Raw genomic sequence first — 14400 nt, 5'->3', positions numbered from 1 at the left:
TTATAGGTCATTTTGGTCATTAAATTCATCTATTGAATCTTTATTTACTTCAACAGATTCTTGAATATGCGCTTCACTAGAATCCGTTGTGTAGTTAATCTTATTTTTATTCTTATTATATAAGAAAGAAATGATAAGCAACAAAATACCCAGAGATACAAAGACGATGGTTTTTGATATGGTATTTAGATGTGCTATGTCATAAAAGAATAGTTTGATTAATGTAATGGCAAATAGAGCCATTCCTCCTATTCTTAAATAAGGTTTATTTCTTAAAATACCGAAACCTATTAATAGGAATGAATAAACACCCCATAAAATACTAAGTCCCAATTTATAGGAATCTCGAGCACCTGCAATGTCTAACCAATGAATCAACTCGCTGCTGACCACCCAAACTACAGTAACATGTAAGATAATGTCATAAGCAATTTTAATTCCCTTATGAATTCCCTCTTTATTAATGTATCTGTATAAAGTCAATATTGAAAATGCTAGAAAAATAAAAGATAAGTAGCGTACAATCAGATAAAATAAACCTCTATTGTAAAATTCTGAAGGTTCTAGATAAGCGTCTCTCAATTCACTTAAGACATATAATCCTTGAGTAAGGAATATAAAAATCGTTACGATAGTAAGAACTACAATTGAGTTTTCTAAGATGATGTTTTTAATTTTCTTATGATTTAAATATCCCAAAACAGCTATAAATAGTAAAGTAAAATTAAGCACCCAAACCGCTTTAAAGTCTCTTAAACTATAATCTTGAACAGTCGTTGAATAATTGTTTAAGGATTTATTTTCTAATCTAGATAAAGAAAATAATTGATCCCAATAAGATTCTATTTCTAGCCTAAAAGAGTAGTAAAGACTGAATATAAATAGAATAGGAACTGCATAAGACACTATCTTAAACCAACTGCTGTCTTTTTTTAAGCTCGATAGAAAGTCATTTTTACGTTGTAAATACAATATAAATCCTATCGCGACGGTAAATAATATAGAGGTTAAAAAACTAGTGTTAATGATAGGTGTTATTAAACGATCCTTTATATCGTAATAACTATCATAATTATATGACCAGTCATGTATCAAACTAATAAATGCAAGTCCTATTAGTGGATAGGATAATTTCTCATAAATAGAGATCTTTTTTGTCGTACCTAACCAGAATAATAATGCAGCCTGAGCGGTCCATAATAAAGTAACCCAATTACCATCTAGTTGTACCGGGATTGCGATGGATATAAATACTAGTACCAGTGCAGTCGCTAGATAGAATAACTTCTTATCACTCAATTGTTTCTTATAAATGATAGTAGCAACTATAAAATGAATCACCGCATTACCTAAAGTGAACAACCCTAGATAATTATTACCAGTTACATTATCATTAAGAATGGCATAACCTAATCCATAAAATATAAACGAATTCAATAAAAGCATAACTATATCAGTCACCGCAAACTCTTCTTTCTTAACTAATTTATAAGCTAAAAAAGTCAGATAAAATATAAGATAAAAGAGTAATAAGAATCCTAGTGCCATAGCAAAATTTGAATCATCGCTATAGTCCATCACAAACCATGATAGATAAATTAACCAAGTCAATCCAAAAGCCGAATAATACAATGGTTTCCAATACTTTTTAAAGGCAATTATTAAAATCCCTATATTAATAATAGCGATATAGCTCAATAGAATTTCTACTCTACCAGAATCATTACTCAATAAAAAAGGAACGGCATATGCGCCCACTAATCCTAGATGCGCAATAATTTGACGATTATAATTTAATGAGGCCACTACAGTAAATATCGTAAACAAAACCATTAAAGTGAATGCCACCGCCTGAGGTAATAACTCATAAAAACTATATGCAAAAAAGGTAATAAAGTAAAGAATAACAATCGCGCCACTTACCAGTACTGCGCTATAAGAATCGAACTTCTTCTTTAACTTAATGCCAAACCCTAGTAAACCAATCGCAGATAAATAACCTAAAATTATACGTGTTAAAGGACTTATTAACTCATTCTCTATTGAGTATTTTGCGCCTATACCTATCCCTATAACTAAGATTAAAATTCCTATTTTATTTAATAAGTTCTCACCTATAAATTTTTCTAGATTAGATTTTCTAAAAGGTGAAAGTTTTTTAGGTCCTTGAGCAGCTTGAAATTGTGTTATACCACTTTGTTGATTTTGATTCTCTATGTAAGATGGATTTAAAGGAGACTCATTTTTCACACTAGTATCTACCCATTCTCTATTTTGACTTTCAAAGGGTTTACTTTTTACAACTTCCTTTGGCTCAGTAAATGTAAGGTTGTCAACCTCATTAGACCTATCAATCGTTGATTGAAGTTGGTCTAGTTTATTTTTTAACTCAATAATCTCATATTTAAAAGCTTCTTGCTTTCTAGAGAGTATTCCTATTTGTTCAATCAATTGCTTGATTGCCTCTTGATGATTTGCCATAACGGAATTCTTGTAGGAGATATATTGCTAGATATCTACTGCTAATTTAAATAAAAAGCGAGTGCTAGTTTAAAGGTCCACTCAATAAGGTTCCATCGTCTTTAAACCATTAATCACTATTATATATGGATTAGAAATTCAAACGATCCTTATCACAAATAAAAATAGGCCACCTTATATAATAAAGATGACCTATTATTTTTAAAATATTACGATTAAAATAGATTTACATCATATTCCGCTCATTATGGAATGTATCGATCTGTTCCCCAATTAGGTTCACGTTTTTCTAAAAAGGCCTCACGACCTTCTCGCGCCTCATCTGTCATGTAAATAAGACGTGTCATTTCACCTGCAAATACTTGCTGTCCCACCATTCCATCGTCTGTTGCATTCATTGCAAACTTTGCCATTTTAATTGCTATTGGAGATTTTTTAAGTATTTCTTGTCCCCAATCATAGGCTGTTTGATCTAGTTCATCATGCGTTACAACAGCATTAACCATTCCCATATCCATAGCTTCTTGTGCGCTATAAGTTCTACCTAAAAAGAAAATCTCACGTGCTTTTTTCTGTCCTACCATTTTGGCTAGATATGCACTACCATAACCAGCATCTACACTAGCCACGTCGGTATCTGTTTGTTTAAAAACACCATGCTCTTTACTAGCGATGGTCATATCACAAACCACATGTAGACTGTGTCCACCACCAACAGCCCATCCAGGCACGGCACATATCACTACCTTAGGCATAAAGCGGATCATGCGTTGCACCTCTAGAATATTTAATCTCCCAGTACCAGAATCATCCTTATAACCATCATGACCACGAGCATTTTGATCACCACCACTACAAAAAGCCCATCCACCATCTTTTTTAGACGGTCCTTCACCTGTTAAAATAACAACTCCTATAGATAAGTCTTCTTGCGCATCATAAAATGCTTTAATCAATTCGGCAACCGTTTTAGGTCTAAAGGCGTTGCGCACCTCTGGTCTATTAAAAGCAATACGGGCAATACCGTTACTTTTTTTATAGGTGATATCTTCAAATTCTATGGCAGTCTTCCAGTTGATGGACATATATCTATTTTTAGATTACAAATATAAGTCCTATCCTATTGATACCATACTCTCACCACCTCAATCATATAAACATAGCCACCGCTCATATTCATTTTTTTGGTGTTTGCTTTCTTTTTTGTGTAACTCATCGTGGGAACTAATAAGGTTTCTACGTTAATTATTTTAAAATTGTAATTCTTACGTATCCATTCATTAACGCGCTCTAGAACCACCTCTGTTGATTCATAGTCATTTCCCGACCAAAAGCTTTTTTTAATTACCTGTGGTTCAAAATCTATAAAGTGTATTTCGTTTGTCATATTTCATTAGTAGCAGATAGGGCATAATTGTTACGCTTTCGCGAAAGCGAGATCACTTCATCAACATTTTATATTAAAGTTTTACCGTTCCTCAACTCAAAATAACCGTTCCTGAATTTACTCTAGTATCCACCTGTTTTTCTTATCAGTTTTACTTCAAATACTAAAATCATGAAAATCAAAATTTTACTCTTAATCCTGATCGTTATTTCATTTTCTTGTACAGAAGATGACGGGACCTCTACAACTATAACTTGTACAGATAATACCTACTATGCTTTAAGAAGTAGTAATATGGGAAATCCTAATGGTGTAATAGATGTAATTCAAAACACAACTTCAAATATTACCACTAGTTCGTTTACTGTAAACGGTGGAATAGGAATAAGTAACTCTTTACGCAACCATCCTAGCGCATGGGATAAAATAAATAAAAGGTTTGTATGGTTTGATCAAGAAGAAGGAGTAGATGGGTTTGTTTATGATGAGACATCTAATACCTTGAACAACTTTAGTTTACCAGCAACTGCACAGACTAATCTAGGTAGATTTACAGCACCGGTATTTTTTCAAGGCGTTTTATACGTTCTAGATTTTGATGCTAACCCAGCCGCACCTCGATTTGATATTCATATAATGAATCCTTCTAATGGTAGCATAGGTCCATCTTTAGGACAAGTGTTATTTAATCCGGGAACTTTAGTAACCGATGGCTCTTTTACGTTTGCCACTAGTACAACTAATGATGTAGATACCATTTACTTTAGAGTAGGAAATGATATTATCTATTTCAACCCTATAAGTGGGATAATAACAGATTATAGAAGTATTAATGGAATTGGAGGCTTTACCACAGGATTAGAATACAACGCCGATAAAGATGTATTCTATGCAGTGACGGATAATCAAGGAAGCATCGATTTATTAGAAATTAAAATCAATGGCGCTAATAACTATTCAGTAACCGTGTTAGAAGATAATCTAAATATCAATATGGATTCTGTAAGTATAGAGTGGAAAGATTGCGGAAAGAGATTGCACATAGTTACTAATTTCCCAGGTAGTCCTTCATCTGGTGGGCAGGATATTAGTGAAATCATAGAATTTAATCTAGACGCAAGTCCATCATTTGTAACACAATCGTTTAATGGTTTCATTTTTGGATTTGTGCACAAGCAAGTTTAGAGTTATTAACCATAAGTTTTATGAGTAAATGCACTCGAATTAAAATTAAATTTATGAAAAATTTCATCCCTTTATTTACCTTTTTAATATTGTCAATTCAGTTGCAGGCGCAAACAATTAGTGCCAGTAGTCAAACGGGTGAAGCGACCATCCAAAAATCGACTCCTCAAGTTGCCAGCATCGCAACAGGTGAGCCATTTGCTTATAAAATAGATTTTCAAAATTTAAATCCAGCAAACACATTAACTATTACTGATATATTACCAGCTGGATTATGCTATACAGCTAGCGATATAACAGCAGATAATACTTTTGTAGATTTTAATGGTAATCCAGTATCAAGTTCAATTACTGGATTGATAGACACAAGTTCTTTACCTGCCGTAGTATTCAGTATTCCTAACAATATACAACGCGGTTCTTTTACGATTACAGTGTCTTTCTGTGAAGGAGTAACACCTGATGGATTTACGGTAACTAATAATATAACTGCAGATTATACGACAACGACAGGAACAGAAAATTTTGGACCTACCACTGGTATAACAAGTACTGCAAGCGCCATCAATCCATGGGGGAAAATTTCTAAAACGCCTTTATTCCCAGCTGTAACTAATCAAAATGGAGATTTCTTTATTCCTACTACTGGAGGAAAAGCTCAATTTAATATTATCGTAGAAAAGGATCCTAGCTATCAAGGAAATTCATTTGGTATGCTCAATCTTCAAAATCCCACTATTTCAGAAATAGTATCACCACCATGTGCTTCTGCGACGTTAATAAGTGGTCCTGGAACACTTGATCCGGTAACGAACATTATTACTCTTAATAATAACCTAATAGGTTCTAATCCATTTGAGAACGTTCAGTTTATTGTAGAAGTAGATTACAGCAATTGTCCAGCATTCACAAATGGACAGATTATTTCAAATACTGTTGAATTAAATGGTACACCGATAGGTGGTACTCCTGTAACAGCTATAGCAAGTGATACGGCAACGGTAACGGCTGTTGATAATTTACCACCGCCTACTTTAGGTAGTTCAATGGTTAAGAATATTTTTATAACTAATCCAGTGGCAGGTTGTCAAGGTGTATATGATATTTTGTATTCAAATACTGATAATAGACCTGTTGCAATGGTAGATATCATAGATAATTTACCTTTTGATATCATACCTCAAACTGTGCAAATAAGTGGTCTTATAAATAGTGCTTCTCAAAATACAAACTTTGATCTTGTCCTAAATGGAAATCCTGCTATTCCTGTGGACCTAAGTACAGGCTATAATGGTGTTTTTACTCCTGTAACAACAGGTAATAGTTTACAGTTGAGCGCACAGAATAATACACTTCTTTTTCCTGGTGATCAATTAAACATTATCATCATATTTACAATTGACCCAGCTTTAACCATCGGTACCGTAGTTACAAATTGCTCAGATTTTCAAGGTGAAATATTACTTGAAGCTCCTGCGACAAATGTCGCTTTTGCTAATAATAGTTGTGCGTCATTTACTGTAGCTGCCGAAGAAGTAAAACTATGTGCTGTTAAAAAAGTACGCAAAGCTAATACCAGTGATCCCTATCAAACCAGTATCACAAACATAGTTCCTACTGATGAATTGGAGTTTGAAATATGTGTTCAGAACAACGGTAGTCTGGACTTCAATGGTGTTCTTACTGATGTTTTAGATTCTAAGTATGAATTTATTTCTGTAGATAATTCTAATATGCCTGCTGGAACTACTTTTACTCAAAGTGGTCAAAACCTGACTTGGAACTCTTTAAATTTAGTTGAAAATTGCTCCAGCTTCTTTGCTGCAAATACCTGTGTAAATACTGCAAATCAATTCTTTTGTGCTGTAGTTAAAGTAAGAGTAAAACCATTTACAGTACCAGGGAATATAGATAATGTCGCGACAATAACAGATAGCTCAAATAACTTATCTGTAACCACTGATTTTGCAAAAGTTAATGTCATAGAATCTGTAGTCATATCATTAAAAAAACAAATATCTGACGATAATATTAGCTTTCAAGATGGTCCATTGATTTATGACCCAACATGTAATATTGATGTGTACTATAGAATGACGGTTGAAAACTTTGGGAACAAAGTGTTAAATCAATTCCAAATTATTGATGAGCTACCTGCTGCAGGTGATGTCTATTTCCCAACAGTTTTACCACGGAATAGTAGTTTCTCCATGGTAAATATTTCATCTATTGCTCCAGATTTTAATGTGTCTTATCTCAATACCACTCCATCAAATACTACGCCTTCAAATAATTTTAATTGTAATACAGTATCCACAGGTAGTAGTAATTCTTCCAGTACTACTCAGACAGTTTTATATGAAAATAATACGATTCTTAATCCTGGGAATAGTTTCACTATCGATTTAAACGCTAGTTTTCCTTCGATTAATGCAGGAACAAATTCTATTGTATCAAACAGTGCTTACCTCGTTAATTGTGATGCAGGAACAGGTATTATAATTCCAAGTAATCTGGTTGAACTTTCCATAGACTCGCCTCTTGATCAATGTGAACCTCTTGATTTCTTGCCATATCAAACCGCAGCTGGTAATTTATTTCCATTAGCGATTGAACAAGAATTAGATACTGATCGCTTTAGCACTCTCGATAAGGAATATGGTGATATAGACAATGATGGTGACACAGATATTCTATATACAAAAATGGACAGCAGTTCTGGTTTTCCAGTTTTGTATTGGTTAGAAAATACAGCTGGTACGAATACCACTCCTGTTTTTAATATGCCGCCAGTGAATATGAATATTCAAAATGCTCTTTCCTACAGATTATACGACTGGAATAATAATGGATGTTTAGACATCGTAGTATATGGTGTTAACACATCTACTATAGTATATTATAATGACTGTTCCGGTAATTTTAGTTTAGGAGTACAAATATTATTTGATAACATAGATTATCGATATGGACCAGCATTACTTGCCGTAGGAGATATTAATAATGATGGATTGCCAGATATTTTGCTATCCTCGCAGAGTGTGAATTTCCCTGGAACTGTTTACTTTGAGAATAATGGTTCAACTTCTTATCCGTTTTTTAATTTAGTTAGTCCACAAAACTATACCTCATTTGGGAATGGAATAACTAACCCATTCATTCCTGAAAACAGTGGCAGCTATCCTACTCCAGAACTCTACGACGTAGATTGTGATGGCGATATAGATTTATTACTAAGTGATCCGCTATTACCTAATAGTTCTGGAGGTAGAATGTATTTTCACGAAAATAATGGAGCATTTACAACCGGCACTTTCCCAAATGTCAACACAACCGGAATTGGTAATCAATTCGGGCTCAATGATACCTCATCAGGCATAAATGACTTAAGATGTGATTGGGTAGTTACTAGAATCGTGGACTATTTTTCTAATGGTTGTCCTATAGCAATAAGCTATAATCCATGTCAACGAAAATTCTTTTACTATTCTCAAGATGATTGTGGTTGCGCAACACTATCTAATGATTCATTTATCTCACAAAAAGAAACCTTAAAACTATATCCTAACCCTACGGTTAGTCAATTTTATATTCAAGGTGAGACTCTAGATGATAATCAATTTATTATTTACGACATCAACGGTAGAATAATAATGGAAGGTAATTATAATACTAATGATGGAATTGATAGCAGTAATTTTGAAACGGGAATTTACTTTGTAGCCATTAAGAATAACAATGTATGGCAATCATTAAAATTTGTGAAAAAGTAAGTTAATGTGTTACGCTTTCGCGAAAGCGTATTTCATCAAGTCAAACTAAGGTTTCATAGAATGAGAATGGCATCATATGATTTGACAAGGTGTTTTACACGTTATAATCAATAATTTAGCACTGTGATTCACCAATTGTAGGGGATTGATGAATTATTAAAATCGGGATAGGCGCATCTGTCTCGATTTCTTGTTTAAGAAAATCATGTTAATCTTACACAAAACAAATTAGTGTGTTGTAAATTTGTAGCATGAGCGAGGAAAAAAAACCAGATTATGTTGTGTATGATGAAGAAACCGGTACTTATAATGCCGCGCTTCTTCCCTATTCCAGTGGCGTTGCAGCTCCTAAAATAACGACACCAGACATTACCTCGTGGAAACAAACAAATATAAATAAGGTCAACCACGAGATTAAATCCCAATTTGACCAACTTAAGGCAGAGTATGATGCCATGGTTAAAAAATTTGAGGATAATCAATTAGTATATGGAGCAAAATTCTCTTTTGAACCTATTGTAGGCGAAATCTACCACCTATATTTAGGTAAAGACGGCAGGCATTTCCTATCTGTCATTGCACCACAAGAATGTAATTGGGATTTTGTAGGTACCTATCGCTTATCGAGTGAAAAGCTTTGGGAGCAAATCTAACTCTTTGTTTTTCGCAAATTTATACGTTCCTTAAAAGAGGATCGAATTCTCCTGTGATACATAGTCCCTATTCCAGGGATAAAGGCCAATACCCAAAAAGCAATCAATTCTTTTCTTCTCCTGTAAGGTATTGTCTTACGATAAATCCAAATACAACTTATCCAGAATAAAAGTATTATCAATATAATACTCTCAAAGTATTATAACAAATGTAAAATTCACCTCTTAAAAGTGAATTAGATGATCATAAACTTCTCCCTTATTAAATAATGCTAAAATAATTAGCAATACAATCATCTATAATACAGTATTTTATAAATTTTTAACTACTATGTTTTACAAAGTAGTGTAACATTTTAAAAAAGTGTCGTCATATAAGCATAACAACAAAAAACAACTATTATGAAAGCGAGCGACACCTTTAAAACCATCACTGAATTAACGAATAAAAGATTCCGTCCAGACAGAACTTACAGCGATAACTGGAATGCAAAAAGACGTTACAGATTAGCATAATACATGCTATGAACTACTCAAATATTATAACCACATAAAACTTACTATCATGCGTATTACTAATAGATTTATCGACTCTGATTCTGATTTTCCGATGTTATCACGTAACAGAATCACACCTAGAACAGGAAATGCTATTGACGATTGGGGAATTTCACCTTATCAAGCATAGTACTCTATATTAATTTATCATTTAGGATTTAGTTTGAATTAGCCTTCACTCGCCTATCACATAAATTATAACTAACCATAAACTGTAAAATCTCTTTTCAAATTGAAAAGAGATTTTTTTATGCTTTTAACTTTATTAAGAACGAGCTGTAGTATTTTTAAAGAAACATTTTAAGTCATGAAATTCTGTTCTTATCTTCTTCTTTCTTTATTGATTTTGAGCTCTTGTAAAGAATCTTCTCAAGACCATGAAATTGTTTCCATGACAACCGATACTGAAATGCCGGCTGCTAGTGATGCTCCTCAAGTGGATCATATTCCCTTAATTGACGATCAAAAAAACTATACCATTACTCCTATTGTTGAAAATCTAGATATTCCATGGGGAATGACCTGGTTACCTAATGGTGACTTGCTTTATACAGAGAAAGAAGGACGACTTTACAAGTTCAATGGCTCAAAAAGCTTAGAAATTAAAGGTGTGCCAGAGGTTTACTTACGTGGTCAAGGTGGACTACTAGACGTGACTGTTCATCCACAATTTGAAAAAAATAACTTTATTTACATCTCTTATGCTTCAAAAATGGGTGGTGGCAACGGAGGAAATACCACTATCGCAAGAGCTGTACTTAAGAACAATAAATTAGAAAATCTAGAAGTACTTTATAAAGCAATGCCCAATTCTAAAAAAGGACAACACTTCGGTAGTAGATTTACATGGGATGACGAAGGACATTTATATTTCACCATAGGTGATCGTGGCAACCGAGATGTGAATCCACAAGATATTTATAGAGACTGTGGTAAAATTTACCGTATTAATGACGACGGCAGCATTCCTGACGATAATCCATTTGTAGAAACCGCTGGTGCAAAAACCGCTATCTATAGCTATGGAAATAGAAATCCGCAAGGAATGACGACTCATCCGGTTACAGGGAAGATTATAGCACATGAGCATGGACCACAAGGTGGCGATGAGATTAACATTATAGAATCTGGAAAGAACTATGGCTGGCCAGTCATAAGCTATGGTATTAATTATAGCGGCACGACATTTACTGATATTACAGTAAAAGAAGGTATGGAACAACCGATTTACTATTGGGTACCTAGTATTGCGCCCAGTGGTTTTGCCATTATTAATAATCCAGCTTATAAAGAGTGGAACGGTAATTTTCTAGTAGGTTCCTTAAAGTTTCAATATCTTGAAATGCTTTATATGAACGGTAATCGGGTGACCAAAAGAGAAAAGGTTGCCGATAAAATAGGTCGCTTGCGCAATGTAAAAATAGGTCCTGATGGACTGATTTATATTGCTGTAGAAGGAAAAGGAATCTTTAAAATCGAAAAAAACTAATATGAAATATTTAATTACCCTAATAGTCCTAACGACGTTAACCAGTTGTGGCAATTCTAAAAAAGAAACGGCACCAGTCGCTCCTGTAGAAAAAAAGGAAATAAAAAAACACCGCTAGAAGCCAGTGTTGCAAGAGGTAGAGAAATTTATAGAGAAAATTGTGTTAGTTGTCATATGACCAGTGGAAAAGGTGTTCCAGGTGCATTTCCACCACTTAATCCATCTAACTGGCTCACTGATAAACGTACAGAAAGTATCCATGCTGTCAAATACGGTCTTAAAGGACCTATTGAAGTCAATGGACAATCCTATGATAACATCATGCTGTCATTAGGTCTAGAAAATGATGAGGTTGTAGATGTTATGAATTATACGATCCAAACTTGGAACAGTGGTGATATAGTGACACTAGAAGAAGTTGAAGCTGTAGAGAAATGACCCTAAAAAGAGAATTACTTACATTACAAGATTTAGAGGAATGGATAAATAATAATAATTACTCATTTCTTGGCTATAGTATTACTGACAATTTTATAAATGAAGGTTACGGAATGGAAAAGAATGGAGAACTTTTTCAGTGGTATTATACAGAGCGAGGAAAAAAGGAAACGTTGGCTTATTTCAGAACTGAAGTCGAAGCTGTTCAGTATGTTGTAAATTTAATTCTCAATGATGAATACAAAGAAAATTAATTAATTAAAAAATCCCGATGCTCACGCATCGGGATTTTATATGTTCACTAGTTTATTTCTAGTTGTATACAGATTCTTTTCCGTGGTGTACACAAAGCATATAATAGATACACGCGCGATACTTTGCACGCTCACTCTTACCGTACTTTTCAATAACAGCCTCTACAGACTCCATTAAATTATCACCAGAAAGACCTAATTTTTTCTTTAAGTAGTTAGTAACCACACGTTCCATCTCACTTTTTTCAGCACTTACAGTTTCAGCATCTTTGTTATAGATTGATGGCCCTAATCCTTTAGTTACTTTTCTTAATAACTCTTCATCAAGTTTACCACCTACTTTTTCTTTGTAAGCTGCGATATACTTCTCTACTCTTTCGTCAAATTTACTCATTGTATTTTACGTTTATTAGTTAAGACTTTAAATGTAAGAATTAATAAGATATGATGAAATTCTATTTTAGAAATTTAAAGTAGTCTAGAAGAACGGTATCATTTTCAAGTCGAGGTGTAAATATTTCTAGTAATTGTGGTCTTGAATTATCATTTAAGAATTTTTCATACGCTTTCGCGAAAGCGTCTTCTCCTTCTACCCTATGATAACCTAAGGCATACATTTTACATAAATGACTAGCGTCTAATTGATGTGTGGTTTCAAAATAAGTATCAAATGTCGTATTATCTTTTTCTCCAGGAAGAATACGGAAAATTCCGCCACCACTATTATTAATGACAATTATTTTAAAATTAGCTGGAATGTAATTATTCCACAAGGCATTGCTGTCGTATAAAAAGCTTAAATCACCGGTAATACATATAGTAGGTTTATCTTGAGCAACTGCAGCACCTATCGCGGTACTGGTAGAACCATCGATACCGCTAGTACCTCGATTAGAGAACACGGTATGTGTAGGATTCATCGGGAATAGCTGCGCATATCTAATAGTACTGCTGTTTCCCAGCTGCAACACTATGTGGTCTGGCAAACTATCAAATATCAAGTTGAAGGCTCTAAAATCGCTCCATGTAATGTTAGTGAGGTAGTCAGTCCTTTTAATAAGATAATCATTAAAGAACTGCAGCCAGTAATCTCTATAACTATCTGTAGTTTCATTTATAGATAGATGATCAACCCAATGCGATGGCGCTGTTTTGATATGTCCCGCTAATTTAAAAAAAGTATCATAAGCACGACGATTACCGATGTGATAATGATATTGTGTCTCAAACTTACGCAGATATTGTTTAATTTTTTTGAAACAATCATTCCTCCTATAGTGACCACCATATCTGGTTGTAGATGTGCAATAGCTTCTTCATCTTTTTCTATGGGAGCAATTAAGGTGTCTATTCCCCATATGATATTTTCATGTCTTAAGTTTGAGCTTACCTCACTCATTACTAAAACTGTAGGGTCACTGGTTAAAAGATCTAATTGTTCTTGTGATAACACTTGAGGATTTAGTGTCGATAGAATGACTAATTTACGTTTAGATTTATGCCATCTCTCTGTAAATAATGAAGGTATACTAGTGTCTCTTGAAAGATTAGGAGCTATCACTTTAGGATTAACCATAGGTTGCTCAACTGTGTTATAAAGTGGCTCTTCAAAAGGTATGTTGATATGTACAGGTCCATGATCTGTGATAGCTATATTAATAGCTTTATTAATAAGCCTTTCATTAGTGGCCAATGCTTCTTGATCCTCGAGCTTATGAATCATCTCTAAATGTGTATCATAAAGTATATGATTTGCATACACATGTTGCTGTCTAATAGTCTGTCCATCACCTATATCAATTTTGTGTGGTGGACGGTCTGCACTAAGGACAATCAATGGGATCTCACTGTAATAAGCCTCAGCTACTGCAGGATAATAATTTAATAACGCACTACCGCTAGTACAAACTACCGCTACCGGCTGTTTTAATTGTTGTGCAATACCCATGGCAAAATGCGATGCACAGCGCTCATCAACGATACTGTAGCATTTAAAATAAGAATCGTTTGTAAACCCTATGGTAAGCGGTGCATTTCTAGATCCTGGAGAAATGACAATATGTTGAACTCCTCTTTTTTTAAAAAGTAGAAGAACTTGTTGCGCGTGTAGTATATCTGATAGCATTAAAGCAAAGGTAAACCAGGCAATAACAATCTTCAAATATGAATTGCTAAATGAATT

At 33.9% G+C, this 14400-nt stretch carries 13 protein-coding genes; 7 read left to right on the top strand and 6 right to left on the bottom strand.

Features of this window, described 5'->3' with window-relative positions; genetic code table 11:
* From BST92_RS12480 to BST92_RS12470, 3 genes are all read right to left on the bottom strand, one after another.
* The gene (locus BST92_RS12480; RefSeq protein WP_105071755.1) at positions 1-2481 is read right to left on the bottom strand and encodes a DUF2339 domain-containing protein; all 2481 of its coding nucleotides are present in this window, start codon (positions 2479-2481) and stop codon (positions 1-3) included.
* A 245-nt stretch (positions 2482-2726) separates the two neighbouring features.
* The gene (locus BST92_RS12475; protein ID WP_105071754.1) at positions 2727-3566 is read right to left on the bottom strand and encodes a 1,4-dihydroxy-2-naphthoyl-CoA synthase; all 840 of its coding nucleotides are present in this window, start codon (positions 3564-3566) and stop codon (positions 2727-2729) included.
* A gap of 35 nt (positions 3567-3601) precedes the next feature.
* Positions 3602-3868, bottom strand: coding sequence for a hypothetical protein (locus BST92_RS12470; protein ID WP_105071753.1), 267 nt, complete (start codon positions 3866-3868; stop codon positions 3602-3604).
* Between the two features lie 171 nt (positions 3869-4039).
* Here BST92_RS12470 and BST92_RS12465 point away from each other — a divergent pair, with 171 nt between their 5' ends.
* The 7 genes from BST92_RS12465 to BST92_RS12440 all read left to right on the top strand — a co-directional run bounded on the left by BST92_RS12465 (position 4040) and on the right by BST92_RS12440 (position 12218).
* Entirely contained in the window at positions 4040-5053 is a 1014-nt protein-coding gene (locus tag BST92_RS12465) for a hypothetical protein (RefSeq protein ID WP_105071752.1), read from the top strand.
* 53 nt (positions 5054-5106) lie between these two features.
* Positions 5107-8826 (top strand): T9SS type A sorting domain-containing protein, encoded by a 3720-nt coding sequence (locus tag BST92_RS12460; protein ID WP_170061754.1) that lies wholly within the window; start codon positions 5107-5109, stop codon positions 8824-8826.
* 251 nt (positions 8827-9077) lie between these two features.
* Positions 9078-9479 carry a DUF2452 domain-containing protein gene (locus tag BST92_RS12455; RefSeq protein WP_105071750.1) on the top strand — a complete coding sequence of 134 codons (402 nt, stop codon included), beginning with the start codon at positions 9078-9080 and terminating at the stop codon, positions 9477-9479.
* 565 nt (positions 9480-10044) lie between these two features.
* Positions 10045-10167 (top strand): hypothetical protein, encoded by a 123-nt coding sequence (locus tag BST92_RS15370; protein WP_281257013.1) that lies wholly within the window; start codon positions 10045-10047, stop codon positions 10165-10167.
* Between the two features lie 177 nt (positions 10168-10344).
* The gene (locus tag BST92_RS12450; RefSeq protein WP_170061753.1) at positions 10345-11526 is read left to right on the top strand and encodes a PQQ-dependent sugar dehydrogenase; all 1182 of its coding nucleotides are present in this window, start codon (positions 10345-10347) and stop codon (positions 11524-11526) included.
* A 174-nt stretch (positions 11527-11700) separates the two neighbouring features.
* The gene (locus tag BST92_RS15270; RefSeq protein ID WP_245910928.1) at positions 11701-11964 is read left to right on the top strand and encodes a hypothetical protein; all 264 of its coding nucleotides are present in this window, start codon (positions 11701-11703) and stop codon (positions 11962-11964) included.
* Complete coding sequence (locus tag BST92_RS12440; protein WP_105071749.1) at positions 11961-12218, top strand: hypothetical protein; 258 nt, start codon at positions 11961-11963, stop codon at positions 12216-12218. Before BST92_RS15270 ends, BST92_RS12440 begins: the two co-directional genes overlap by 4 nt.
* Before the next feature lie 58 nt (positions 12219-12276).
* Here BST92_RS12440 and BST92_RS12435 read toward each other — a convergent pair whose 3' ends face one another.
* The 3 genes from BST92_RS12435 to menD form a co-directional block, all read right to left on the bottom strand.
* Positions 12277-12612, bottom strand: a complete 336-nt coding sequence (locus BST92_RS12435) for a DUF2853 family protein (protein ID WP_105071748.1) — start codon at positions 12610-12612, stop codon at positions 12277-12279.
* Between the two features lie 61 nt (positions 12613-12673).
* The gene (locus tag BST92_RS15470) at positions 12674-13204 is read right to left on the bottom strand and encodes a thiamine pyrophosphate-dependent enzyme (RefSeq protein ID WP_342747874.1); all 531 of its coding nucleotides are present in this window, start codon (positions 13202-13204) and stop codon (positions 12674-12676) included.
* Positions 13205-13383: 179 nt separating this feature from the next.
* Positions 13384-14343 carry a 2-succinyl-5-enolpyruvyl-6-hydroxy-3-cyclohexene-1-carboxylic-acid synthase gene (gene menD, locus BST92_RS15465; RefSeq protein WP_342747873.1) on the bottom strand — a complete coding sequence of 320 codons (960 nt, stop codon included), beginning with the start codon at positions 14341-14343 and terminating at the stop codon, positions 13384-13386.
* Positions 14344-14400: the final 57 nt, after the last annotated feature.

The sequence above is a fragment of the Nonlabens arenilitoris genome, assembly GCF_002954765.1.
GTDB classification, from domain to species: domain Bacteria; phylum Bacteroidota; class Bacteroidia; order Flavobacteriales; family Flavobacteriaceae; genus Nonlabens; species Nonlabens arenilitoris.
The sequence above is the reverse complement of the archived record's forward strand: the minus strand, read 5'-3'. Positions and strand labels throughout refer to the sequence as shown.